At 46.1% G+C, this 25,883-nt stretch carries 16 protein-coding genes; 1 reads left to right on the top strand and 15 read right to left on the bottom strand.

Going from position 1 to position 25,883, the window contains the following annotated elements:
• Positions 1 to 237: 237 nt before the first annotated feature.
• From ACJ751_RS19870 to ACJ751_RS19830, 9 genes are all read right to left on the bottom strand, one after another.
• Positions 238 to 2,235 (bottom strand): SUMF1/EgtB/PvdO family nonheme iron enzyme, encoded by a 1,998-nt coding sequence (locus tag ACJ751_RS19870; protein WP_407747266.1) that lies wholly within the window; start codon positions 2,233 to 2,235, stop codon positions 238 to 240.
• A gap of 293 nt (positions 2,236 to 2,528) precedes the next feature.
• Complete coding sequence (locus tag ACJ751_RS19865; protein ID WP_407747265.1) at positions 2,529 to 5,147, bottom strand: glycosyl hydrolase 2 galactose-binding domain-containing protein; 2,619 nt, start codon at positions 5,145 to 5,147, stop codon at positions 2,529 to 2,531.
• 149 nt (positions 5,148 to 5,296) lie between these two features.
• Positions 5,297 to 7,459, bottom strand: a complete 2,163-nt coding sequence (locus ACJ751_RS19860; protein ID WP_407747264.1) for a glycoside hydrolase family 3 N-terminal domain-containing protein — start codon at positions 7,457 to 7,459, stop codon at positions 5,297 to 5,299.
• Positions 7,460 to 7,499: 40 nt separating this feature from the next.
• Positions 7,500 to 9,368 (bottom strand): beta-galactosidase, encoded by a 1,869-nt coding sequence (locus ACJ751_RS19855; protein WP_407747263.1) that lies wholly within the window; start codon positions 9,366 to 9,368, stop codon positions 7,500 to 7,502.
• Between the two features lie 28 nt (positions 9,369 to 9,396).
• Complete coding sequence (locus ACJ751_RS19850) at positions 9,397 to 10,860, bottom strand: alpha-L-fucosidase (RefSeq protein ID WP_407747262.1); 1,464 nt, start codon at positions 10,858 to 10,860, stop codon at positions 9,397 to 9,399.
• A gap of 77 nt (positions 10,861 to 10,937) precedes the next feature.
• A complete protein-coding gene (locus ACJ751_RS19845) occupies positions 10,938 to 12,374 on the bottom strand; it encodes an alpha-L-fucosidase (RefSeq protein WP_407747261.1) in 1,437 nt (478 codons plus the stop codon).
• 161 nt (positions 12,375 to 12,535) lie between these two features.
• Positions 12,536 to 14,149: a SusD/RagB family nutrient-binding outer membrane lipoprotein gene (locus tag ACJ751_RS19840; protein ID WP_407747260.1), complete on the bottom strand. Its 1,614-nt coding sequence runs from the start codon at positions 14,147 to 14,149 to the stop codon at positions 12,536 to 12,538.
• Positions 14,150 to 17,827, bottom strand: a complete 3,678-nt coding sequence (locus ACJ751_RS19835; RefSeq protein WP_407747259.1) for a SusC/RagA family TonB-linked outer membrane protein — start codon at positions 17,825 to 17,827, stop codon at positions 14,150 to 14,152.
• 88 nt (positions 17,828 to 17,915) lie between these two features.
• Positions 17,916 to 18,908 (bottom strand): FecR family protein, encoded by a 993-nt coding sequence (locus tag ACJ751_RS19830; protein ID WP_407747258.1) that lies wholly within the window; start codon positions 18,906 to 18,908, stop codon positions 17,916 to 17,918.
• 214 nt (positions 18,909 to 19,122) lie between these two features.
• Between ACJ751_RS19830 and ACJ751_RS19825 the strand changes: the two genes are divergently transcribed.
• On the top strand, positions 19,123 to 19,617 hold the full coding sequence (locus ACJ751_RS19825) for an RNA polymerase sigma factor (RefSeq protein WP_407747257.1): 495 nt from the start codon (positions 19,123 to 19,125) through the stop codon (positions 19,615 to 19,617).
• Here the strand turns inward: ACJ751_RS19825 and ACJ751_RS19820 are convergent, their stop codons facing one another.
• The 6 genes from ACJ751_RS19820 to ACJ751_RS19795 all read right to left on the bottom strand — a co-directional run bounded on the left by ACJ751_RS19820 (position 19,618) and on the right by ACJ751_RS19795 (position 25,870).
• The gene (locus ACJ751_RS19820; RefSeq protein WP_407747256.1) at positions 19,618 to 20,022 is read right to left on the bottom strand and encodes a hypothetical protein; all 405 of its coding nucleotides are present in this window, start codon (positions 20,020 to 20,022) and stop codon (positions 19,618 to 19,620) included.
• Between the two features lie 33 nt (positions 20,023 to 20,055).
• On the bottom strand, positions 20,056 to 21,144 hold the full coding sequence (locus ACJ751_RS19815) for a glycosyltransferase (RefSeq protein WP_407747255.1): 1,089 nt from the start codon (positions 21,142 to 21,144) through the stop codon (positions 20,056 to 20,058).
• A 442-nt stretch (positions 21,145 to 21,586) separates the two neighbouring features.
• The gene (locus ACJ751_RS19810; protein WP_407747254.1) at positions 21,587 to 22,660 is read right to left on the bottom strand and encodes a dipeptidase; all 1,074 of its coding nucleotides are present in this window, start codon (positions 22,658 to 22,660) and stop codon (positions 21,587 to 21,589) included.
• An 87-nt stretch (positions 22,661 to 22,747) separates the two neighbouring features.
• Positions 22,748 to 23,779 (bottom strand): PfkB family carbohydrate kinase, encoded by a 1,032-nt coding sequence (locus tag ACJ751_RS19805; protein WP_407747253.1) that lies wholly within the window; start codon positions 23,777 to 23,779, stop codon positions 22,748 to 22,750.
• A 286-nt stretch (positions 23,780 to 24,065) separates the two neighbouring features.
• Positions 24,066 to 24,530 (bottom strand): RidA family protein, encoded by a 465-nt coding sequence (locus tag ACJ751_RS19800; protein WP_407747252.1) that lies wholly within the window; start codon positions 24,528 to 24,530, stop codon positions 24,066 to 24,068.
• 23 nt (positions 24,531 to 24,553) lie between these two features.
• Positions 24,554 to 25,870, bottom strand: coding sequence for a gluconate:H+ symporter (locus tag ACJ751_RS19795; RefSeq protein ID WP_407747251.1), 1,317 nt, complete (start codon positions 25,868 to 25,870; stop codon positions 24,554 to 24,556).
• Positions 25,871 to 25,883: the final 13 nt, after the last annotated feature.

Below are 25,883 nucleotides of genomic sequence, written 5' to 3'. Positions count from 1 at the left end.
AATCATGCATAGCAAAAGCTAAACATGATGACATACTATAAGTGTGCGTGAATCCATTTTTTGTAATTAAGAAATAACAATTCTTTTATATCAGGCAACAATTTTCAATGATCTGTTGCACACTTTTAAAAAAATTACAAAAAGCTGATTACAATCAGCACAATCATTGACACTTCATAGTGTCACCGTTAGTTAAATTAATGGGTGGGAATTTATTGTACCTTACTGAAGTTGGTATTAAGGTTGCTGCAACCACGCCAATGTAAATCGATAATAGAGGTTACTGCTGATGAGGTGTATTACATTATCGGGGGTTTGTGTGGCGGCCAGGTACCCTTTTGGTTCTGCATGGGTGCTGTCCATTCTGAACATGCCGGTCCAGGCGCCGCCATTGAGTTGACGCATGTGTCCGTCGGTCAACAGTTTTATTACCGGCCAGGTTTTGCCTTCATCATAAGAAAGGGCGGCATACATGCCATAGCCTTTATATACTTCGCCATTGGGTTTGGTGAAGTCCATGCCTTCCACGGTTGATTTACCGGGACAGTGGGTAAAGGAGATCATCAATAAGGGACCTTCATTCAGGCGGCGCAGCACCAGGCGCTGTCCGCTGCTAATGGGCGGAAATATAGAAGGGCTGTATTGCCAGTTGGCGCCGCCATCGCCGGAGATACTCATGGTCATTCTTTCCCCTACCACACTATCTACCTTAATATTATCATTACGGCCGAATGCCAGCCAGCGGCCGTCTTTTAATTGTACAGCACTGCCATGGATACCCGCAATCAGTCCACCAGTGGCTCCATCTTTATACTGTGGTGTATTGGGCAATGTATAGGGCGTTGTCCAATGCGTACCTTTGTCTTTACTGATGTACATAGCGGTACCGCCGCGTGAGCTGGGATCAGCATCACAAAGCTGCACCAGCCAGCCTTCGCGGGTAACCTGTGAACCTGCGATCACCTGGTGACGTTTTACATGCTCAGGTTCTATCAATACCGGTTTCGACCAGCTGGCACCGTTATTGGTGCTGGTGCGCATAACCATGGCCAGGTTTTGCCAGTCGCCTGCGGCCTCTAATCCATTAATATGGTATAACGTTCCCTTTTGATCGTATACAAGAGAAGTGCCGGTGGTGTTTCTGTCGGGCACCATGAAAAACAGGGAGGCGGTATCCCATGTTTTTTTGCCGGCCCGTAAGCGGCTGGCCAGGATCGTCATTTCGCGGCCGGACTCTGCATTAGTGGTGAACCAGGCTGCCAGCAGATCGCCATTGGGGCACCACGTTATAGCAGGGCAATGATTGTGTTTATAGAAGGGGATACCGGTGCTGCTGTCGGGTTTTATTACAAATGCAATGGGTGTTTCAAAGATCGGCTGGGTTTCTTTTTGCCAAACATATTTTTGCTGATTTACCTGGGCGCTATTGGCAGGCATTGGTTCAGCCGGTAACGCCTTTGTTCGGGGCAGAGCGCCCTGCACTATTCTGAAACCGGTGAGCCAGTGTTTATCATCGGGCAGCATACCCTGTCGGTTAGCCGAACGCAGGTAACGCACGGGGGTATTGTGGCTGCCGCCCCGGGTAACCCGGCTCATGCCGGTTTGCCTGCCTACAGGATCTGTTTGTGGATTGGCGACATAAGCGCCATACCAGTCGCTGCACCATTCTTCTACATTGCCATGCATATCATACAATCCCCATTCGTTGGGCGGCGTTTGCGCTACCTCCAGGGATACCGGCACGGGGGTGCGATTGGTGTGTTGTAGTTTCTGGTATTCGGCAGGCAGTTCATTGCCTGTAAAATAATCGGTGGTAGTGCCTGCCCGACAGGCATATTCCCATTCTGCTTCCGTTGGCAGGCGATAGGGTTTGCCTTCCCTGCGCGATAACCAGGCGCAAAAAGCGACAGCTTCTTCATAACTCACAAAAACCACTGCTTCCTCATCTTTTATGGAGAACCCATATTTACCACGCAGCTTGCTATGCTCAGGATCAAATGCTTCGTATTGTTTGTTGGTGATCTCCGTGGCCGACATTTTGAAACCTTTGGAGATGGTCACCGCATGTACGGGGCTTTCGTCGGCATCTTCTTTTCCACGTTCCGATCCCATGTTGAAAGTACCTGGCTTTATATCGACCAGTTGTATCCCAATGGAGTTTTTTTGCTGGGCAATACTTTGCAAACCGGATTGGAACAGGAATAAACAAAACAAAACAAGCCACCGACAGAACATATTATATATGGGGTTTATTTGCAGATTGGTTTGTAAAATAGTAAATATCTGCTAATGTTAAAGACGGGCGTGGGGGGCAGTAGGTTGCAGGGGATTAAAGCGAAGCACTAACGTACCAGACAGTGGTTCAAGTTTGTTAGTTATTTAGTTCGTAGGTTATTAAGTTCATAGGCTCCCGAGAACTGGTCGCCACTCGCCGGTTTCCGGTTTCCCGCCCAAGAACATAATCTACGAACTTAATAACTTATGAACCTAATAACTGCGACTTAGAACACAGCACTCAGCACTTAAAACTAAGGACCCGGAACTATGTATTGAGCCGCTACATTCCAACCCTCCACCTGAATTAGAAGTGGATTAGAATTTTCATATTCTATTGTGATCGTCTTTTCGGCGCCCGGTAATACGGAGAAATAGTTATCACTATAGAACACGGGTAACACCCGGGTTTTGGTTTTTGCATCGAGCAGGGTAACCCGGTTAAAGAAGGCAACGGGATCGTTCACCGCATTGGTGAGCGTTACGGCTATTTTTCCTTTGCCCGTTTGACTTGCTTTTACTTTTAATGCTGCAGACGCCATTGATTGCAAACCGGAATAATGACCGCCTGCATCGGGCAGCCAGTAACAATTATCACTGACTACCTGCTTTTTTTCATTGAGTAATTGCAGGGAAAGGAACGCGCCTTTGTCTTTTGCGAGCTTGCCTGCCAGGTCTTTTACAGATAGTATCCGTTTTACCGATGTAGGTTCTATATACGTGAATACCTGGGTAACAAAACTGTCTTTGCCGTTCAGCTCATAAAAATGCACTGTCAGCATCAGGTTCCTTTGTTCTGAAAAACTGTTGTTCACTATAGTAACCATGCCATCCATAGGGTTACACATCACATGCACCGGTTCGCTGCCATTGCGCAAACCAAACAAACAGGCGTTGGGATCGAGGTAATAATCATACATCTGTCCGCGTAAGGCTGTCCAGGGGTTTTGGGTTTTCCAGATGATGAACCCGGTATACCAGTCCCACATGTGGTTACTAAATCCTTCGGCGAGGGCGCGGTACTGATCGTAATTTACCAGTTGCGCTTTTTTGGCAAAATCGGCCACGTCTTTGGCGGGGCCATAGGGGTCGATGTACTGGTCGTAACCAATGTATTTATGATAGTCCCAAACGGGGTCTACTTTGTTGGAAGGATATTGCGGCACCTGCATATTTTCTGCTGGCATAAAACGCTTCAGGGATTCATAATCACCTACGCCTACCGATCCTACTTCTGAATTGAAAGGAAAAGTGCGGTGCTCCCAGAAAGTCACGGGATCCTGTATACCATAGGGTCCGTCGCCATTACCACCCAGCGTATTTAACGACATCTCATCGCTGTTGGAATAATCAACAAACCAGCGGGTGCCATCCAGCGCCGGCAAAATGGAATCCTTCATGGGACGTAAAATATCTTCGGGCGGCGTGATCTCGTTGCCACCGCACCAGATAGCGAGGGATGGATGATTACGCACCAGTTTTACCTGGTCGGCCACCGATTGCAGGAACAGCGTATGATCGTCGGGGTATTTTCTGCGTGTCCATTGGTCTTCTGATTTCATGGGGTCAACCCAACGGCCATTGCAATCGCCCGACATCCCGAAATCCTGCATTACAAGCATGCCATATTTATCGCAGGCGTTGAAGAACTCTGGCCGCTCAATAAGCGCCCCACCCCATACGCGGATGAGGTTCAGATTCATATCGCGATGATAACGCACTTCGGCATCATAGCGTTGATCGGTGAAACGCAGCATGGCGTCGGAAATGATCCAGTTGCCGCCTTTGATGAAGATCTTTTGTCCGTTTACTGCTATCTGTTTGCTTCGGGTGTTGGTATTCCAGCTGGCTTGAATTTCTCGTACACCGGTTGTTATGGTTTCTTCATCAGTAACGGTTTGTCCGGCTTCCAGGAATTGAAAACGCAGGGTATATAAATTCTGTGGGCCATAGCCATTAGGCCACCATAATTTCGGATTGCTGAGCTGATACATGGGCAGGGTCACTTCTTTCACTGAACCAGGTTCAATACTCACGGTTTGTTTTACTACCTGTCCATCTATTTGATATTGCAGCACTCCTTCTTTCTTTGAAGTAGTCGGGTTCTCAAGTTCTGCGCTGGCCATGATCTGGGCCGGCGCCTGTGGGCCTTCCACGTTACGCACACCCGGCACCAGGGTAACCACATGCGGGTTTTTAATATTCACGCCACCGGTTCTTTCAATATACACTTTATCCCAGATGCCGGTATTGCGATCACGCATAGGTTGTATCCAGTCCCACCCCGCTACATATTGGTGCGATACGTTGCGGGCAATAGTCCCATCCCCACCTTGTCCGCCATTGGGATTACCAACAGGATCGATGGGATATACAATCACCGCTAAGCGATTAGGTCCGTTGCCATTCAGCAATTTGGTTATGTTGTAGGATTGGCGAAGGAACATTCCGTAATGGCGGGCGCTGTTCAATTGTTTGCCATTTAGAAAAACATCACAGCTGTAATTAACACCTCTGAATTGCAACCATACCTGGTCGTTACCCGGCGCCTTTTCTGTAAACTCCTTTACAAACCAATAGGTGTAATGGTCGCGACCGGTTTTATATATGTCAGGGATCTTTTCATTGTTCAGGCCATAAAAAGGATCAGGCACTTTTTTGTTATTCAGTAAAGTAGTTAGCACCGTGCCGGGCACTGTGGCCGGCATCCAGCCTTTTATAGAATACGATGGCGCAGAGATCTTTTCGCCGGTGGCTTTTACTGAGCCAATGGGGGAACATACCCAACCGTTGTTTAATTCGTAACGGGTTTGGCTCAGAGTTATCTGATTTACTACACACACTAATAATATTAACCAGCTAAGTATTCTCATATTGCAGTTTCTTATTCGTGAATGGTCAATGGTGAATGGTCAATAGCTCGCGATAATCGTGAAACGTCAAACGTGAAAGGGCTCGCGATTATTTGAGCAGTATAAACGAACTTGGTCCGCCCGAAATTCTTTGCCCTTTGCCCTTTGCCCTACTTCTTTCCCCCTGCTTTAATAGTAGCTACAATCTTTTTATCAGTTGAATTACCACCGGCAAATACATTATACGAGCCGGGGTATAACTTCCAGCTATTGGTAGCCAGGTCCCATTTCTGCAGATCGGCTGCCGGAATGGTCAATTGCACAATTTCTTCGCCACCGGCTTTTACATGCACCCGTTTGAATGCTTTCAGTTCTTTCAATGGCATCCGGTCTACGGGCGGATATTCAACATATACCTGCACCACTTCATCGCCATCCATGCTGCCGGTGTTCTTAACTTTTATAGAGAAAGAAACACTGTCTTTGACCGTACGGATGTTCGCGGGCATTTGTTGCCATTCATAAGCAAAGGAGGTATAACTTAATCCATAACCGAAAGGATATTGCACTTTACCATTGAAATATCGGTACGTTCTTCCCTTCATGGCGTAATTGTCGTAAGCCGGCACATCGGCAAATGACTGGTAAAAAGTTACGGGTAAGCGACCGGCAGGTGATACGTTTCCAAACAGGATATCTGCCAGGGCATTGCCGCCCTGCTCCCCGGGATACCAGGCCAGGATGATGGCATCGGCATAAGGTTCTATGGCAGAAAGATCCACTGCACTGCCGGCAGTAATTACAGCGATGATGGGTTTCTTATTGCCTTTGCGCAGCGCTTTCATAAAAGCAATATGCGCAGCCGGTAAACTCATGTCGGGTTTGTCGCCTCCTTTGGCAGCCAGAAAGGCATCGCCTTCCTCGCCTTCATACACCGGTGTCAATCCTATCACCGCTACTGTAATATCGGCATTGCCCGCTGCCCAGATGCCCCCGAAATGGGTAGTATCGTTGTAATCGCTGCCCTGGTCATATTCTACGCGGGTACCGGCATCTACTGCATTGGTTATGCCTTCTACAAAACTTACCGCACGATTACTTACGCCGTGATAGTTACCCAGTAAAGCATCCATAGAAGCGGAGTTGCTACCCAGCACCATAATAGCAGGATATTTCTTTTTATCCAACGGCAATAACTGGTTGCTGTTCTTTAACAACACCATGCTTTGCTGCGCCATGGCCCGGGCAAGCGCTGCATGGGCAGCATTGGCTACGCTATCTGCGCCATATTTATAAAATGGATTGGCAGTGGGATCATCATAAAAACCCAGCTTGATCTGCGTGCGCAGCAAATGCGCCAGTGAGCTGTCGATATCTTTTTCGGTCAGCAGTTTTTGTTCTATTGCTTTCTCTACATCTTTTTGTAACACGTTTGAACAATCAAGGTTCACCCCGGCTTTGATAGCGGCGGCTGCCACTTCCACCCCGGAGGGCATTACTTTGTGCCGCATAAAAATATCATCCAGCGCACCGCAGTCTGTTACTACATGGCCTTTGAATTTCCATTCATTGCGCAGAATGCTGTTCAATAAAAAATTGCCAGTGCAACAGGGCTGGTCATTCAGGCGATTGTAACCGCACATCACTGATTCCACCCCGGCATCAACCAGGGCATGAAAAGCATAGAGATAAGTTTCGCGCAGGTCTTTTTCATCTACGATGGCGTTAAAGGTATGTCGGCCGTTCTCTGGTCCGCTGTGCACGGCAAAGTGTTTGGCGCAGGCCGATGTTTTTAAATAGCGGGGGTCGTTACCCTGCAAACCTTTTACAAAGGCCGTTCCCATGTGTGCGGTAAGAAAAGGATCTTCGCCATAGGTTTCCTGTCCGCGCCCCCAGCGTGGATCGCGAAAGATGTTGATATTGGGCGACCAAAAGGTCAATCCCATATATTGCAGGTGCCGCCCCTGCGCCAGTGATAAATTGTATTTGGCGCGGGCTTCTGTGGAGATAACAGTAGCGGCTTCCTTCAGTAAACCATCGTTAAAAGTGGCCGCCATCCCAATGGCTTGTGGAAATACCGTTGCTACGCCGGCTCTTGCCACGCCATGCAGGGCTTCGTTCCACCAGTTGTAAGCAGGTATGCCCAACCGTTCTACCTCTTTGCTGCGATAGCCCAGCAACGATATCTTTTCCTGCAGGGTCAACTGATGCAGTAAGTCGTTTACCCGGGCCTCCATTGGTTGTTGGGAGTTGCGGAATACAGCTGTACTGTTTTGTGCGTGCAGGTTTGTTACTATAAAGCAGCTTAGTAGAAATGAAATGCTTTTATTCATGTTAAGTTCCTGTTATTAGATTCGTAGGTTATTGAGTTCGTTAGTTGTCCACTGCCTTTTTCAATTCAGTCAACACAGGCTTCTGTACAGTTGGGATCTCCGGCTTAATATGCTCATTCAGCTGCTCAAACACCACCATTCTATTCGTTCCGGTTTTAAGCCAGCACCCGGGTAAGTATAAGGTTTGTTGCGGGCCTATCTGCCAGTAGCGGCCCAGGTTGTGGCCGTTTACAAAGATGATCCCTTTGCCCCAGCTGTGCAGATCTAAAAATACATCACCGGGTTTTGTTACAGTGAATGTACCGCTGTACAGCGCTGCTTTTCCTTCTATTTGTTTTCCTGAACGTACAACAGGCTGTTGGGTAAATGGCAGTTTGTACATATTCCAGTTGCCCGTGATGGCTTTATCATTTATCAGCACCGGTGATATGATGCCTTTGTTATTATGTACGATCTCACTGCCATAATTAATACGACCCATATTCTCTACCAGGATGTCAAGTGTACCGTTTGCAGGAATATTTACAGTGGCCGTATATTGTTTATTCATTCGATTCAATACCGCCACTTTCTTTCCATCTATATACACCACGGCATAATCACGCAATCCATTTACCTGTAAATTGCCCTGTACCGGTTGTGTGAACTTTTTGCTGTACAACACATACCCATGTCCCTGGTTCAATGCCTCAAAGGTCAATGGTGTATCTGCCATTACCGGTTTGATGGTTTTCTTCCAGTCAAACACATCCATTGATTGGCTTAATTGAATGGGTGGCAGGGTGATCACCGGCATTTGAGCGGGAATCTCCGGCACCGGATATTTTACATATTGTTTCATCAGCTCCCGCACAGCCAGGTATTTGGGTGATGCCCAACCTGGTTCGGTAATGGGCGCATCGTAATCGTACGAGGTGAGGTCGGGTTGAATGCCGTGGTCTTTGTCGTAATTGGCGCCGGAAGTAAAGGCAAAGTTGGTGCCGCCATGCACCATGTATACGTTGAAGCTGACGTCATTCTTCAGGTATTTTTCTATCTGCTCAGTAACCTGTTTGGTGGGTATATTCGGGAAAGGTTCCGCCCAATGGTGTAACCAGCCAGGATAATACTCCGCCACCATATACGGCCCCTGGTTGTTATGGTATTTGTTCACCTGCTTTTTCAGGTTCTCTACATCGCCTTCACCATTGGCAGCGGGTAATACATTGGGTAAAGAACCGCCATCAAACAACCAGCTTCCGTCTGATGTAAAGAAGGGACCTGTTAACCCGGAATTGATCAGTAATTGATGGATGGCTTCATTATACCGGCGGTGTTCGGCCAGCGGTATATCTTTTCGTTGCGACACGTAAGACCCAAATTCATTTTCCACCTGTACCATAATGATGGGCCCGCCTTTGCTTACCAGCTGGTCTTTTACCTGTTCGGCCAGTTTGTTGATGTATGTTTTGCAGGAATCTAAAAAAGGCTGGTTGTACGCTCTAATCACCAGGCTGGTGTCTTTCAACAACCACCAGGGGTATCCGCCAAATTCCCATTCGGCGCAGGCGTAAGGACCGGGTCGCAGAATCACAAATATGCCTTCTTCTTTGGCAATGCGCAGGAACTCCCTGAGGTTGTGGCTACCGGTTGTGAAATCCCATACCCCCGGTGAAGGGTTGTGATAATTCCAGAACACATAGGTGGCCACCGTGTTCAGCCCCATTGCTTTTATCATTTGTAACCGGTGCCGCCAGTAAGGCGCCGGGATGCGGGCATAATGCATTTCACCTGAATGTATTTGAACCGGTTTGCTATCGTAGATGAATTGCCCATCCTTTATTTCGAACGAATGATGGCCCTGCGCTATGACAGTGCCGGTAAACAAGACGCCCAGTAAACCACTCACCCATCTTTTTCTTATGCCCATACTATGCTACTACTGATTGTAATTGTTATTAATAGATTGCCACATTGGAAATTACCGGACAGGCTTTTGATGCCGTGATGTTTATCCGCACCTTACCGGCTTTTACCGGCGAAAGTTTTAAAATGCGTTTATACCCAATGGTGGTTCCGGTAGCTACCTGTTGCCAGCCGCCATTATCCTCCACTTCTACCGTAAATGATTTTACACGTTGTCCCAGTTTGATATATTCCTGCAGCATCACGTATTTGATGGTTTGCAGCTTACCGGTATTTATTTCCAGCGATGCAGTGGTTACCCCATCATCTGTTGCCCAGTAAGTATCCGGATTGTTATCTATTGCATTTGACGGTGCATAGGCGCCTTCTTTACCCCGGTAATTGGAGGCAATTGCAGTTGCGCCCAGCGCCTTGTTTTTACCAAACTCGCGGTTCAGCAGGTTTCGGAATCCATAAAGAGATTTTACGTCTCTTTCATTAAAAATACCGCGTTGATCGGGCGGTACATTCAACAACAACACTGAGCCACGGCCCACCGATGTGAGGTAGATATTAAAAAGCTGTTCGGGCGTTTTTACCAATGAATCTTCTTTTTTATGGTAGAACCAGCCGGGCCTGATGGACACATCCACTTCTGCCGGGATCCATGTGGTACCATCTTCAGATCCTTCGTTCAATAGTTTTTCTATCTCAGGCTTTCCGGCGTATAAGGTATCCGGTGTTATCGTATTCCAGTTGGTTTCTCCCGCTTCGCCTCTTTCATTGCCTACCCAACGCACACCCGGACCGGCATCGCTAAAGAAAATAACATTAGGTTGTATTTGCCGAACCATCGCTAATGTGGTTGGCCAGTCGTAATAAATTCTGCCATCAATTTTACGTTTTTCATTGGCGCCACCATAATAGCCATCGCCGCCATTGGCGCCATCGAACCACATTTCAGTAATGGGTCCGTAATTGGTGAACAATTCCTTTAACTGGTTGCGATAGTAAGTAACGTATTCGGGCTTACCATAATCGGCCCGGTTCCTGTCCCAGGGCGACAAATAGACCCCAAACTTCAACCCATATTTTTTACAGGCATCGGAGGCCTCTTTTACGATGTCGCCTTTGCCGTTTTTATACGGACTGTTCTTTATAGAATGTTCGGTGTATTTGGTTGGCCACAAACAAAACCCATCGTGGTGTTTACAGGTAAGGATCATTTGTTTGAAGCCGGTTTCTTTCAGCACGCGCGCCCATTGCATGGCATCGGTGCCAGCAGGATTAAATAATTTTTCGCTCTCGTTGCCCAGGCCCCATTCACGGTCTGTAAATGTATTGATGGTGAAATGTACAAAGGCATTGGTCTCCATCTGTTGCCAGGCCAGCTGACTGGCGGTAGGCAAAGGCCCTACAGGCGCAGGTGGATCTACTTTTTTCAGCTGCGGTGCTAAAAAGCCAAGAGAAACCGTTGCTCCTATAGCGATCGTGATAAAACCTTTCCTGAATGTCATATTCTCCTGATTATATTTAATGTAATTATGTCTCAAGGTGGGTCTCCGCCAGCCGGCGGAGACCCATCTTCGTACAATCAATCAGCCGCTACGATAAACTCAAATGCCAGGGCCGGATTGCCTTTTGCTTTTTGTATGGCAGGCGGCACCGAAATTATTACCTTCTCCTCCTTCACCGTGTATTTAACCGGTGCACCGGTTGACAACAATTTTATTTTGGAACCTTTTGCCGGTACGTTGACCGTCCATTCAATGGTAGCGGGTACGGGCGCATTTTCATCCAGCAACGCCAATGCATACACCGATTTTGAATGGTTCGATTGCGTGAAATACACCTTGCCGCTTTGATACCCCTGAATAGGACGGGTGTTATAAATAGCCTCGCCATTTACTTTCAGCCAGCTGCCGATCTCTGTAAGGCGTTGCACTACCGGTTCCGGCAGCGTGCCTTGCGGCGTAGGACCAACGCCCAATAACAAACTGCCGCCTTTGGCCACTACTTCTATTAACTGGTGAATGACCTTGGTTGACGTTTTTAATTCATCATTGGGTACATAACCCCAGGCATTGCCCAGCGTAATACAACTTTCCCAGGGATGATCGAGTTGTTTATCGGGCACACGTTGCTCAGGCGTTTGGTAATTTTCATACGGGCCATGCACGGTTCTGTCAACGATCAATAAACCCGGTTGCGCCTGACGTGCCATTGTAGCAATGCCAGGCATATCAATATCCTGGCTCCATGCCGGAATGGCAGCACCCCAACCTTTTACTTCTTCGGTTACTGTTTCCAGCGGACGTACCCAACCTCCATCGAGCCACAGTATGTCCATGGAACCATAGTCATGCATCAGCTCGCTGATCTGGTTATACGTATATTGTTTAAACTGGTTCCAGCGACCGGGATGTTTACGGATGTCGTAATTGTTATTGCGATCGGGTGTGGCATACATGGGCCACCAGTAATATGGACAATGCCAGTCGGGTTTTGAAAAATACGCCCCGATCATCAATCCTTTCCGGCGAAAGGCATCAAACACATATTTGGCCACATTGGCTTTGGGGTTATCGGCAAACGGCCCGTTGGTGATCTTGAAATCGGTTTGTTTTGTATCGAACATACAAAAGCCATCATGGTGTTTGGTAGTGAAAACCAAATAGCGCATGCCTGCATCTTTTGCAGCCTGCGCCCACTGATCAGGATTAAATTGCGTGGGATTGAAATCTTTCTTCAAGCCCCAGTACCATTTTTTAAACTCACCATAGTCGCTGTTGGTGTCGCGGCTGATCCAGTCTTCCGAACACAAGGCCCATGATTCAATCATGCCGGGCACCGCATACAAACCCCAGTGAATGATCATTCCAAACTTCTGGTCGCGCCAGTGTTCCAGCTTTTCTTTTACAGCCGGATCCGCAGGCCACTCATATGTTGTCGATTGCGGATGTATGCCCTGCTCCTGTGCCTGTGTTGTTATGGTCAGGAGTACAAAAAAAGAAATGATAAGTGACCGCATACTCAACTGTTTTGTAGTTAACGTACTGATGAACATAATGGGGGTGCTGGTTTAAATTTTACTAATCTGTAACCATATCGTACAAGGGCAGCGCTCAAATCTAAGTACTGATAACAAATTTTCAACGATACTTACCGGATTTTAAAAAGTTCGCAGGACAATTATTTTACGTCCCAGAAAATTTTACCGGTGCGAACGTCCTTATCCCGCACGGATGCATAGTTTGTATTATATGAAGTTTCGCTGGCAGGATATATCAGCCGGGATGGTGGTACTTCATACCCTGGTAGTGTAGACGGATAAAATTGTAATACAGGTTGCTTGGTCCTGCGGTATTCTGCCCAACCCTGTACCGATTGCAGAAAGCCGAAATGCAGCCATTTCTGAACCCAGATCTTCGCCAGCTTTTCGTTGGTAGTGCCTTCATATTTCATTTGGTCGCTTTGTAAAAAACCGGCAATTTCAGTTGAGGCAGGTGGCGTCAACGGCATACGGGTAACGGTATTCAGGCTGTTCAGGTAATAGTAAAAGGTAATGGATTGCCGAACGGCCGTTTCATACGCAGCCTTTGCATCGCCACCACCCCATCGTTCCCAGGCTTCTGCTTTCAGGAAATTCACTTCCGAGGCGGTGATCACAATACCGGGCAATTTGCTGTTGAATAAAAATGTGGCGGAATCCAATATGGCATAGCGCCCCATGTTCACCTGCTGCGTTTCGGCATTATCACTCACCGGCATGGCCCGGTAACCGGTATTGCGGATGAACTGGTCACCATCCGAACGGCCATACTTATCAAATAGTACCGGAATGCGCGGATCACTGCAGGGATTCATCACCGTGTTCAACATATAATCCGGCGCCATATAATTGAATACTTCGGTGAGGGCATTGTGCAGATCACCTACATAATTGGTCAACGGTTGTAACAATACATCGGTTTGCGGCGGCGCGTAATTCGTGGCGCCATCAACCAGGGGATATACCGATGGATTATTGATTATGTTCAGCACTTCGGTCTTTGCTTTTTCTTCACTAACAAAAGAGATCCGCATCAGCAAACGCAACCGGATGGAATTGGCATATTGCTGCCATTTGCCCAACTGGCCATTTAATAATATATCCTGTTTGGCAAACAATGTTTGGGTAGCGGGTAAAAGCTGGGCGCTGGAAAAATACAAGGCGGCATTTTTCAATCCATCCAGCATGGCATCGTATATACTGGCTGCATTGTCGAACTTTGGGGGCGTCACACTGCCGGTAGTATTTACATTACCTGCTTCTGAAAAAGGAATATCGCCCCACATATCAACTATTTGGGAAGCCTGGTCGTACATCACCACTTTGGCCGCCATGTAAAACACTGCGGCAGCGTTCTTTTGGTTGTCATCCTGTATTGACTCGTATAACGATTCTATTAACCGGTAATGCGCCATAATGCCGCCTTTGCCGCCATCAATTGAATTACTCGGCTGGTAGAAATCATTCCAACGGTCCTGAGTATAACCGGCATTTTGTTGATAGGCCGTGGTATAATTTAAATAGCCTAATGATTGTGTATAGATGCCAGTTTGCATGGCAATAAACGTACGCACATTCCAGTAAGAAGGCCGCACCCGGTCATTGTTCAGCATTTCGGTAAAAAACTTCTCTATAGAGGGCTGCACCGTTTGATCGGGATCATTATACAGCTCAGCCAGTTTTTTCCGGCAACTGCCTGCAGCCACTGCCAGGAACAACAATAAAGAGATAATATATTTTACCTGTCTGGACATTTAAAAATCAAGGTTTACTGAAAAACCCATGCTTCGCGTTGCAGCCATAGACCCTTCATCCACACTTTGCCTGATCCAGTTGGAACCAATGGTTGCCTCGGGATCGATGTTCTTTAACGTACGGTAGAAATAGAACAGGTTTCTACCGATCAGCGAAATGCGGATATTATTAAAATGCATCTTGCCTGCAAATTTGGCCGGCAATGAATAGCCCACCACCAGTTCGCGCAATTTTACATAACTGTTATCAACAACAGCACTTTCATTTATCGAGGAAGCGCCCCAGATAAACGTGTTCATATAATAATAGGCGGCATCGATGATCTGGGTATTTTCCTGCCCCGTCACCGTTACGCCCGGCAGTATAACGCCATCGTGAAATACCCTGCCTGCGTTGGAGGCTTTTGCACTATGGCTGGGTAACAATATTTTTTGACCACCAGGGTCGATATAATAAGGTAACCCGCCATGTTCTTCATCGCGGTACTGCAGCGTGCTTGTATACATGCCGGCGCCGATATTATATTTCAATGGCGGCGACACCAGTTTACCGCCCACCCGATAATCAAGAGCGCAATCGAGCGAAAAATGCTTCCAGGTCAAATTGTTAAACCAACCGCCGGTTAGCTTTGGCATTACATTGCCCACTTTCTCATACCGGTTGTTATCGATGGTATACAACCCATTCGATCCGATAATATAATTGCCGTTATTATCTTTTAATCGTGGATAGACATAGATGTTACCAATTGTTTCATGTTCTTCGGCTACTATTCTAAGCCCATTTTGTTCGGCTTCATAAAATGTAATATTATTTACCCCTGCAGCGAGTTTGCTCACCTTTGACCGGGATACTGACATATTAACCTGGGTTGTCCATTTAAATTTCCGGCCAAGAAATGGCGTTGCCTGAATTCTTGCTTCCAATCCATTGCTTTGCAGTTCTCCTGCATTTACCAGTTTGGTCATGGCGCCTGAACTGGCAGGTACGCTCAGTTGTACGATCTGGTTAACGGTGCGGCTTTTGTACCAGGTAACATCGAACCCCAAACGGTTTCTGAAAAGCATGGTTTCCAACCCCATTTCCAATTCATATTTATTCTCAGGTCTGATGTTGTTGTTGCCTGCATTCATTTGCGAATTGAGGGCTGCCACTGTTCCCTGTACCGTGGCTAGATTCTGCTGGGTATAGTTAACTGGCGAAGTATAAGGCGGGGGTGCATTTCCTACCACGCCAATGGAAGAACGTACTTTACCGAACGAGACCCACGCGGGCAGGTGCAGCGCTTCATTAAAAATAAATGCCGTATTGAACGATGGATAAAAATAACTGTTGTTGCCTGGTGGCAAAGTAGAAGAATATTCCTTGCGGGCCGTTCCTTCGAAATACAAATAGTTTTTATACGAAAGGTTAAAGAAGCCAAGGACAGCATATTTAAGAATGGCGCTTCTGTCGGTACCTGTTTTAATGGGATGGTAAGAATTTTCCAGGCTGAACCAGTTCTCCAGCAACAAGCCATCTGTGGTTTCAGAAGACTGATCATTGTACGTTTCTTTGCGCGACTGAAAACCGCCGGTCAGGGAGAGGTTCCATTTTTTGGGCAGTTTTTTTGACCAGGTCAGCAACCCATCGCCATACAGGATGGAGTATCGCCCACTGGCAATTTTATAGCCTCCGGTACTTGCCGCAGCCGTATTGAAAACGGAAGGGTATTCGCTGTACAGCCGCGTTTCGGTATTCAAACTGGTGAAATCGTTACCAAAGCGGGCCCTGAACTTCAGTTCCCTGTTCAAATCATAATTCAGCGTTACGCTATTCAGCAAACGGTCTTCGTACTCATCTTCGCTATTCTTTAATTGCATCCATAAAAAATCAAGCAATTCGTTCTTTACATTATAACGCAATGCTTCTGCGGGATTCCGTTGCGGCTGATTGAAAGGCACCCATTTGTATCCTTCGCTGGTTTTGTATTTGTCAAATACCACCGACAGATCCTCGGAACGGCTGAAAAATCCGGCATAGGCTGCAATGATCCTTGCTAACTGGTAAGGGCGGTTATGCACCTTGCTGCCTAAATAATTGGCAATTACATCTATATTCAGTTTATCGGTGATCTTATAATTAGTGTTCAGGTGTACGGTGTTGCGTTGCAGATCACCGCCCTGTTGTATGCCTTTATAATCATTGCGGGTGTATGATAACCGGTAAGAAAATTTATCGGTTGCATTGGCTATAGAAGTATTGATGATAGAATTAAACCCGAGGCGATACAATTGTTTATAATTCTTTTCATGCGCCACATAGGGTCGCAATTGTCCATCCCACCAGGGCACCAGGCTGCCATCGAATTTAGGACCGAATTGCGCATAAGCTGTAAAGTTGGGTCGCATGGCATCATTGATGCCGTCGCCATCGGTATCAACCGGTACCCAGCCGTCTTCTGTAGCGCCTTCGGAGAGGTTGGTGGCCCTGTCGGAGCCGGGACCATATTCATTCTGGTATTTTGGCAAAAAGGCTGCCTGCTCTATGGTATTCGTATAATTGACAGCAACGCCCAACCGCTTTTTGGGTGTTCCTTTTTTGGTAGTGATCACTACCACGCCCGCAGCTGCCTCTGAGCCATATAAGGCGGTTGCGCTGGCGCCTTTTAAAATAGAAAGATTATCAATATCGGCTATGTTGATATCAAGGATGCCATTTCCCCGTATGCGGGGATCGGCCCAATAACCATCGTTGTTAATACCGGTAATGCCTTTTTCGTTGGTATTACGAACGATTATGCCATCCACTACATACAATGGCTGTGCATTAAAATTAAGAGAGTTCACGCCACGTATCTGTACCTGAACCGCGCTGGTAGCGCCGCCGGGCGCTGTTTTAATCATCACCCCGGGTGAACGGCCATACAAGGCAGAAGCGAAATTGGTGTTACCGGCTGCAGAAAGATTCTCTGCTGATACCGTGCTAAACGAATATCCCAACGACCGCGAATTTTTATTTACACCAAGGGCAGTTACCACTACTTCATTCATCATATTATCCAAAACCGACAATTGCGCATTGAGATAGATGATGGCGCCGGAACCACTCAATTGAATTTCTTTTTTCTCATACCCTACGCTTGTCAATTCCAACACTTCCCCTTTTGCGCCTTCTATATTAAACTCCCCTTCGGCATTGGTAGTGGTGCCAATGCAGGCACCTCTTACTGAAACGCTTACATTGGCCAATGGCTTTCCTTCTTCATTGGTAACACGGCCTTTTACCAGCTGTGCTTTCTTTTCAGCGACGTTCTTTGATTCTTCTGTAGTTGATTTTGATCTGTGAGCAGGAACATTTTCGGGAGCGGCGATAATGACAAAGGTTTTATCATTTACCTTTTTAAAATTCAACCCGGTAAACTGCAGCAGGTCTTCGAGTATTTGTTCAACCGGCAGGTCCTTATTGGCAACCGGTTTAACAAGTATATCGCCAAATGATTTTTCGGAAAAGAGGAAGAAGATGTCTTTTGATTGATTCAATTGCTTTAGTATGGAAAAAAGGGGTTGGCGGGCAATAGTAGTATCTGTTGCCGGAGTTGCTACGCCTGCATGTAAAGTCTGACGGGGAGGCTTTTTACGATTATACGATACTGCATCCTGCGCAAAAACACAGCCAACAAGCAATAGCGAAACCATGAAAAAACACCTCCGGCAGCCTCTTTCAAAGCCTCTTTTCCTCATACGCAGATCTTAAAAAATAAACCTGCCTGGTTTTCTGGTTCTTTTATCTTTTCCTAATCAGAAATTCTTTCCCTGTTTTTTCTACATCATACCCCGAGTAAGTTAATAGTTGTACAAACTCATCCAGGTTGTCATTGGGTATAATGCCAGAGAGAGAATCAGTTGCCCAGGCATTATAAGCCAGGTTAACTTTAATTCCATACAGATCCGCTACCTGTTCAGCGACCTCTTTCATAGGAGTTTTCTCAAAAATAAATCTGTGTTGTGTCCAGGCCAGCACGGGCGCGTTTTTAACGTCCTTCTTTTGAATTCCGGTTTTATTGAACTCAACAAATTCGCCCGGTTTCATGTGTACTTCCTGATCTTTACCCTGTATTGTTACACTTCCTTCTGTTAACAATACATTGTTCTTACTATTCCGGTTGAAAACATTGAATTGCGTTCCGGTTACCACCACATCAAAATGGCTGGTATGGACAATGAACCGTGTTTTCTGAGCTGTTTTCTTTACATGGAAAAAGGCTTCCCCGTTTACCCAGACTTCTCTATCCGCCCCTGATTTCCATTTGCGGTAGTTGAGAGTGGTATTGGCATTCAACATAACCTGGGATCCATCGGGTAAAACTTCCTGCCGGGTTTCCCCGAAGGCGGTTTGCATAACAAGTTTACCAGTAGTGCGGATGTATTGCCAAGTACCCAATGAAGTTAAGAAAATAATCGCAGCTGCAGCCCACCATTTTGTCCGGCGTAAACGCATGGAAACAACCGGTGTTGCCTGTGGGGAATCATTGGTAAGGTTTATAGCTTTTGCTAATTTTTCCTGAGCGATTCTTAACCGCTGTGCATCAACAGGTTCCTCTTTAATGGTGATATATTGGAGTAATTGAACCGCCTCATCAACCAATTTCCTTTGCATAGGATCATTAGCCATGCGATTGTTCCAATTGTCTACAGCTTGCGGATCGGTTTTAAAATACCACGCCAAAAAGGTATCATCACGTATAAGGTCTTCAATAGTATTGATCGGTGCGTCCATATAGTAGGTTTCACTTCTAATTTAGTACTGCAAAATCATTTTTTGTAACTATATTTTTATCCCTTTTTGTGATTTTCATCTAAAACATATCTTAAATTCACATTTGTTTCCGTTTCATTCTCAAAACTAGCAGTAGCTTAACAAATTGATTTCTAATCAGCCTGATATAGCATTGTGGGAGGCCTATCAACAAGGCGATCACCATTCTTTTGCAATGTTGTTCCGACGCTATTATGAACCGCTGGTTCAATATGGCAGTAAACTCACCGGCAACAACGAGGTACTGGAAGATTGTATCCAGGAGCTATTCACAGAATTATGGCAGAACAAGAGCCAGACACAGGTACAATCGGTAAAAGCCTATTTGTTCAAATCGCTTAAATACAAGCTATTCCGCGCGCATCAACGAAAGACGACCAGTCCTTTTAACGAAAATCACAGCGATGTGTTGTTTGAAATAAGCCATGAAACCCTGCTGGTTGGGCGGGAACACGATGCCGAGAAAACCGCGCGGGTGTTGCAGGCGCTTGGCCAGTTATCGAACCGGCAAAAGGAAATTATTTACCTGAAGTTTTATCAGGAGCTGAGTTATGAAGAAGTGAGTGAGATCATGAACATTAATTACCAGGTTGCCCGTAACCTGTTGTATCAATCTATTAAATCATTAAAAAAACTGCTGACCACGTTAACGCTTTTACTTTGCTTTTGATCATTTCTTTTTAGTTAATTTATCTTTCAGCACACCCCAAATGCTTCTGCGTTCATAAGTGCGTTTATACCACTCGATATCATTTTGAAAATGTTCAATGTCGTTCAATAATTTGTTAATCAGCTGACGATGGCCTTCTGTATGTTGCGCACTTTGGTTCAGCTGTTCTCTCAACCCCGCCATCACCGCTGTTTTCTGGTTGATCTCTTTATGCAGTTTTTCAATTTCAAGACGTTGTTCTTCTATTACCTGTTGTTTATAGTCATTCTCCTGTAGCAGGTGCCTGGTGATCTGCTCCAGTTTTTCATTGATCTTGTTATATGCCGGATCGCTTATTGCATGCCCGTTAGTTCCATTCTTCGCGCCCTCACTCCTTTCTTTCAACCCGTTTACAGAAATATCCATAGTTTTTTATTTATGCTGATTAGACTTTATTATTTAAATGCGCTTATACAAATTCCGATACCCTGAACAAGTGGTATCCACATTAAACTCTTTATGGCAAAGCCAGCCGGAATACTCACCCATAACCCGTAACATAGCCGGATTATTGTAGTATTGAAAGATCTTTATGATGGCCTCCTGCGCATTGGAAAACAGGTCCCCGTTCAAGCCCTTCTTCACAATATCCCGGTTGCCGATGCAATTCTTTAACAAAACCGTTTTACGGAGCGACAGGGCTTCGAGAACGGAAAATGACAGTCCTTCGTATTGAGAAGTGGATAAATATAAATGAGCGCTGTTGATGAGGTCCAATGCCTGCGATTGAGGTAACCAGCCGGTTATAGTAATATTGGGCGAGGTAAGCTGATGACGGTATTCCCCATCGCCCACCCAGATAAATTCAAACTGCTCAAAATCCCTTAAATGGGTGGCAATGGCATTAAACAACAGGGGATTCTTTTGCTGTACAATACGCGCACAGGTAACAATGCGGAATTTATCAGAGACTGCCGGCGCTTCGCCCGGCGTGTAATGGCTGGAATCAACGGCAATGCCATTATTAATATTCAGCGCTTTGATACCCAGTTTTCGATAGGCATCCTGTTCAGACTGGGAACTGCAAACGACTTTTCCGCCAAATGAGGACCCCAGTTTTTCGAAGAGTTTATAAAATAAGTTAACTGCATTTATATTACTTAACAAAAACGGCGCGCCATTGGGCGTATAGATCACATTGGTAATATTCATGAGCCTGCAGGCAAGCCGGCCCAGGAAACCACTTTTGGAGGAATGCAGGTGAACGGCATCCACCATTTTTTGCGCTTTCAGTTTCTGCAACAGCTTGCAAAGCTCTACTAAAGCTACCGTATCTTTTACCACACTTATATTACGTTGCGCCGATCGCCACCTGATAAACTGCACATTGTCTTCCGGGAAATATTTTATGATCTCTGTTGAACGCATCACATATTCCCGCTCACCATGGATGATAATATGATAATCATCCCGTAGGTTTTGTACGATCGACTGAACAAACGCTGCTATACCAGAAGCAAAAGGTTCTACTACATGTACGATCTTCATAACTGAATCTATATATCAATAAATTACTGTATAGTATAATTTGCCTATGGTTGTGTAAAGTTTTTTATAGTACGGCTGCTTTCCACACAACCGTTGGGTTATTAAAATATTTTTAAAAAGCCTAGATGTATTGAGCTAACATTATATCTGCTACAGACCAGGGGCGAAAGGTTGGACGGAAGGGTATCGAGGTTGCTTGCAATGACCGCAGCAATGGCAGTCATGCTGCTATAAGCCATTTTTGTGCCTATTGTTCATAAAACTTCCCTTAAAAGCGTAGATAGTGGAAAAACTTTAAATAAGGCCCTTATAATTAGGCAGTTATTAATTTATACAAATTATGATTTTACTGATAAAATGACTGTTTTTGCCCGGTTTGTTTGGGGCATGGCATGCATAATTGTTTGACAAAATCGGGGGCCTGCTAAACAACCTTTAAACATTAATTGCTCCATGCCTTTCGCAGGAACCGCAGCCAGTTGCCATGCATGATGGCTTCAATATCTGCTGGTGCATACCCGCGTTTGGTTAACAAAGCAGGGATCTTTTGCAGATCGGAAATGGTTTCCAGGTCATAGGGAGATTGTTCTTTACCAAAGGCCCCATCGAGATCGGTACCAATACCCACATGCCGGGTATTACCGGCCAGCTGACAGATATGATCCAGGTGATCGAGCATTTTTTCGAGATTGCAGTGCATGCCTTCGGGGGTAGATTGCTGCCTTACCCAGTTGGGCACCATCATCCAGGCATCGAGCGCGCCGCCAATTACGACATCTCTTTCTATCAATGCCTTTATCATGTCATCACTGAACTGGCGGTTGTGATTAACCAGCGCCCGGCAATTGTTATGACTGGCCCATACCGGCCCTTTGAAAATGCTGAGGGCATCCCAAAAGGCATCATCACACAAATGCGTGGCATCGAGGATCATGTTTAACCGGTCCATTTCTCTTACCAGTTCTTTGCCCATGGCATTTAATCCACCCGTTGCATCGGTGCCATTGGCATAGCGGCCGGGGCCATAATGGGCCGGACCAATGGCGCGCAATCCTGATCCATGGGCTATTTCGAGATGTTTTAATGTAACAATAGAATCGGCGCCTTCCAGGCTTAGGATATAACCGATGGGTTTGTTATCATTGGGTTGGCCATTTAGCCACAACGCCAGATGGCTTTCGAGATCGGTATTGTTTTTTATCATCACCATTTCACCGTCGGCTTCCATGGCTTTGTACCAGGCCAGCTGCGCCTGGGTTTGCGCCCAGGCCTGTTCGGGCGAATGCCAGCCGGGCAATGGATTATCGGGCGCTACATAGCGGGCAATTTGCGTAGCTACTACCAACCCGATATTCCCCTTACGTAATTCAGGTAATGCCACTGTGCCTTTGGCTCTATCAGGTTTATCGGTCAATCCTGTTTCCCGTTTGCGAATGTCCATAACCGATTGCCGCAGATCGCGGTTCCATTCCATGGCATTCATGCTTAGATCGAGATGTGCATCAATTATAAACATTGCTATTCGGTCCCTGAGTTTTTTTGTGGTAAAAAGTATGTTTGTCATTACCAGTTCGCAGGTTCGTAAGTTCACTGCGCGGAGCACTTATCTAATTATTCTTCCTGATGAACCAGTTAGAATAAATTGTTCTACTTCTAATTTAGAGATAATGGCCCAATCGCCATGGATGCTTTGTTTTAAGGCGCCGCAGGCGGTGGCAAATTCAATAATGACGGGTGGTTCTAAGCCATTCATCAATCCATATAACATTCCGGCGGTGAAGGCATCGCCCGTACCGATCTGGTCAGTAATATAGGGCAACTTATAACCGGCAGAAAAATAATACTGTCCCTTGTGCATAAAAGCGCCTGAATAAATATGCACCGATCCATCAGTTTTTCGAAAACTCATGCCCAACGTTTTCATATCAGGCAATTGCTTTTTCAATGCTTCACTGCATTGTTTGAACCGTTCTTCCAAAGGAGCATTTGCATCTGTGTTGATTCCATAATATACAGCAGCTGAATCCAGATCGGCCACTACTATCTCACTTGATTGCAATAAGGCCGGCATTATGTCGGCTGCCTTCTTTCCATATTTCCATAAAGTACTGCGATAATTGAAATCGGCTGAAATGATGACACCTTGCTGCTTTGCTACAGCCAGCGCTTCGGCGCATACATCGGCTGCACTTTGTGAAACTGCAGGCGCCACCCCTGACCAATGAAAATATTGTGAATCATGGAGTGACTTTGTCCAATCGATCATCCCGGGTTGCAGTTCTGCATAAGAAGAACCAGCCCGGTCGTAGATCACCCTTGTTGGGCGGATATGATTACCCGGCTCGGTAAAATAAAGTCCCAGCTTTTCACCACCATATACAACATGGTCGGTAGCTACGCCATGACCTTGCAATTGCTGAATGCCAGCCAGTGCAATGTCATTTTGCGGAACACGGGTAACATACCTGGTAGTAACACCCAGGCGCGACAACAACACACAGGCATTGGCTTCTGCTCCTGCATAGTATGCTTTGTACTCCTGGGTCTGTAAAAAACGTTGCGATCCGGCGCTGTGCAACCGCATCATAAATTCGCCAAATGCGGTTACCTGAACAGGACTGGGTGTCATCATCATTCATTGCATTTTCAACAAGTATAACCCAATTTCGTGAGAACGTGAAACGGCAAACGTGAAACGGCAAAAGACCTTATTGCTGAACTCCGACTTTTATCGGCAATCGTGAATCGGCAATCGGCAATTTCGCCTCGCGCCTTTATTCAACCTGTTCAACTTGTTAACTTGTCAACTTGTTAACTCGTCAACTCTATCAACCTTGTCAACCCTATCAACTTTCCCACCTCCCCACTTCTTTCTCCCATTTTTCCTGGTCAACTCGTCAACTGGTCAACTCGTCAACTGGTCAACTCGTCAACTCAAACATCGCCTCTATCTCCACCGGGATATTATCAGGTAAAGAACCGAAGCCTACGGCGCTGCGAACGCCAATGCCATTTTCTTCGCCCCATATTGCGGCAAACAATTCACTGCATCCATTAATGATATAAGGATGGCGCTCAAAATCAGCTGTACAATTCACCATACCCAACACTTTGATCACGCGTTTTATTTTATTGAGACTGCCAATATGTGTGCAGATCGTTGACAACATAGTAAGGCCTACTTGTCTGGCTGCCAGCTTACCCTCTTCAATATTCAGGTCGCTTCCTATACGCCCGATAATAAGGGTCTTATCTTCCCGCACAGGTCCATGGCCAGATAAATACAGATATTTACCATCGATAAGATAAGGTTTGTACACTCCCAATGGTGAGGGAGCAGGAGGTAATCTCAATCCCAGTGCTTTGAATCTTTCTTCAGCGTTCATGTGTTCAGAATTTGATATTTATATTAACCTATTGTTGAATTCAGGATCATTACACCAACCAGTCCGGTTACAGCCACAATTGTTTCCATTACCGACCAGGTCTTTAAAGTGTCTTTTATGCTCAAATTGAAATATTCCTTAAAAAGCCAGAACCCTGCATCGTTCACATGCGAAAACAACAAGCTGCCGGCGCCTACAGATAATACCATCAGGTTGGCGTTCACCGATGTTTTGGCTAACAAGGGCGCAATGATGCCGGCTGTTGTTAACCCCGCCACGGTAGCCGAACCCACACAAATGCGAATGATGCCCGCCATACACCAGGCCAGTACTAATGGGTGTACGGGCCAGGTTTGCAATGCGGCTGCAATTTGTTTGCTTACCCCACTCTCTGTTAACACCTGCTTCAGGGCGCCGGAGCCGGCAATGATCAACAGGATCATACCAACATCCTTAACCGCTTCGCCATAGATGGCCATTACCGATCTCATAGACCTGCCACAACTGGTGCCTAGCGTAAAAGCAGCTACTAACACCGATACCAGCATAATGAGTCCGGGTTCGCTGACCAGGGTTAATACCCCCTTTACCGATCTGTTGTCACTTAAGATATAATTCAATACCGTAGTAGCCGTAAGCAGAAACACCGGTAACAAAGAAGTGATAAAGCTATTGGCGCTTCCGGGCATTTGGGTTTTATCAATGGCCTGTGGTTTGAATAACTCTAAAGGTTCAGACTTTATATTCCTGACAACTCTTGAAAACAATGGACCGGCAATGATAATAGCCGGAATAGCAATGAGCAATCCGTATAATAAAGTAATGCCCATGCTGGCCCCGAATTGTGTTACCAGCGCGGTGGGTGATGGATGCGGGGGCAGAAAGCCATGTGTTACCGACAAGGCCGCCAGCATCGGCAGACCAATATACACCGCAGGTACTTTATACTGGTATACAACGGAAAAGATCAGTGGCACCATCAACACAAATCCTACCCCATAAAACAAAGGAATGCCAATAATAAATCCTGTGATCATTAATGCCCATTGCAGATAACGGGCGCCAAATGCATCCATCAACACAGTCGCTATCTTTTGTGCCGCGCCGCTTTCTGCTACCAGTTTACCCAGCATGGCGCCCAAGCAAATGATGCTTACCAGGGAACCTAATGTATCGCCCATGCCCTGCTGCACTGCCGACATAATTTTCTCCGGCGGCAGTTTCAATAACAAACCTGCCAACAGGGAGATAATTAAAAACGCCAGAAACGCATTCAGCTTTCCCCAGGTGATCAGCAGGATCAGTATAACAATGCAAAGCAATACGATTAGTATGGACATTTCTTTCTATAAT

The organism is Niastella sp. (genome assembly GCF_045805085.1).
Taxonomy (GTDB): domain Bacteria; phylum Bacteroidota; class Bacteroidia; order Chitinophagales; family Chitinophagaceae; genus Niastella.
The sequence above is the reverse complement of the archived record's forward strand: the minus strand, read 5'-3'. Positions and strand labels throughout refer to the sequence as shown.

What these genes read in the sequence shown, in the direction of transcription:
- ACJ751_RS19835 (WP_407747259.1), bottom strand. Translation starts at nt 17,827, where the DNA reads ATGGTTTCGCTATTGCTTGTTGGCTGTGTTTTTGCGCAGGATGCAGTA.
- ACJ751_RS19850 (WP_407747262.1), bottom strand. Translation starts at nt 10,860, where the DNA reads ATGACATTCAGGAAAGGTTTTATCACGATCGCTATAGGAGCAACGGTT.
- ACJ751_RS19845 (WP_407747261.1), bottom strand. Translation starts at nt 12,374, where the DNA reads ATGCGGTCACTTATCATTTCTTTTTTTGTACTCCTGACCATAACAACA.
- ACJ751_RS19795 (WP_407747251.1), bottom strand. Translation starts at nt 25,870, where the DNA reads ATGTCCATACTAATCGTATTGCTTTGCATTGTTATACTGATCCTGCTG.
- ACJ751_RS19805 (WP_407747253.1), bottom strand. Translation starts at nt 23,779, where the DNA reads ATGATGATGACACCCAGTCCTGTTCAGGTAACCGCATTTGGCGAATTT.
- ACJ751_RS19810 (WP_407747254.1), bottom strand. Translation starts at nt 22,660, where the DNA reads ATGTTTATAATTGATGCACATCTCGATCTAAGCATGAATGCCATGGAA.
- ACJ751_RS19865 (WP_407747265.1), bottom strand. Translation starts at nt 5,147, where the DNA reads ATGAGAATACTTAGCTGGTTAATATTATTAGTGTGTGTAGTAAATCAG.
- ACJ751_RS19840 (WP_407747260.1), bottom strand. Translation starts at nt 14,149, where the DNA reads ATGTCCAGACAGGTAAAATATATTATCTCTTTATTGTTGTTCCTGGCA.
- ACJ751_RS19825 (WP_407747257.1), top strand. Translation starts at nt 19,123, where the DNA reads ATGTTGTTCCGACGCTATTATGAACCGCTGGTTCAATATGGCAGTAAA.
- ACJ751_RS19860 (WP_407747264.1), bottom strand. Translation starts at nt 7,459, where the DNA reads ATGAATAAAAGCATTTCATTTCTACTAAGCTGCTTTATAGTAACAAAC.
- ACJ751_RS19855 (WP_407747263.1), bottom strand. Translation starts at nt 9,368, where the DNA reads ATGGGCATAAGAAAAAGATGGGTGAGTGGTTTACTGGGCGTCTTGTTT.
- ACJ751_RS19800 (WP_407747252.1), bottom strand. Translation starts at nt 24,530, where the DNA reads ATGAACGCTGAAGAAAGATTCAAAGCACTGGGATTGAGATTACCTCCT.
- ACJ751_RS19870 (WP_407747266.1), bottom strand. Translation starts at nt 2,235, where the DNA reads ATGTTCTGTCGGTGGCTTGTTTTGTTTTGTTTATTCCTGTTCCAATCC.
- ACJ751_RS19820 (WP_407747256.1), bottom strand. Translation starts at nt 20,022, where the DNA reads ATGGATATTTCTGTAAACGGGTTGAAAGAAAGGAGTGAGGGCGCGAAG.
- ACJ751_RS19830 (WP_407747258.1), bottom strand. Translation starts at nt 18,908, where the DNA reads ATGGACGCACCGATCAATACTATTGAAGACCTTATACGTGATGATACC.
- ACJ751_RS19815 (WP_407747255.1), bottom strand. Translation starts at nt 21,144, where the DNA reads ATGAAGATCGTACATGTAGTAGAACCTTTTGCTTCTGGTATAGCAGCG.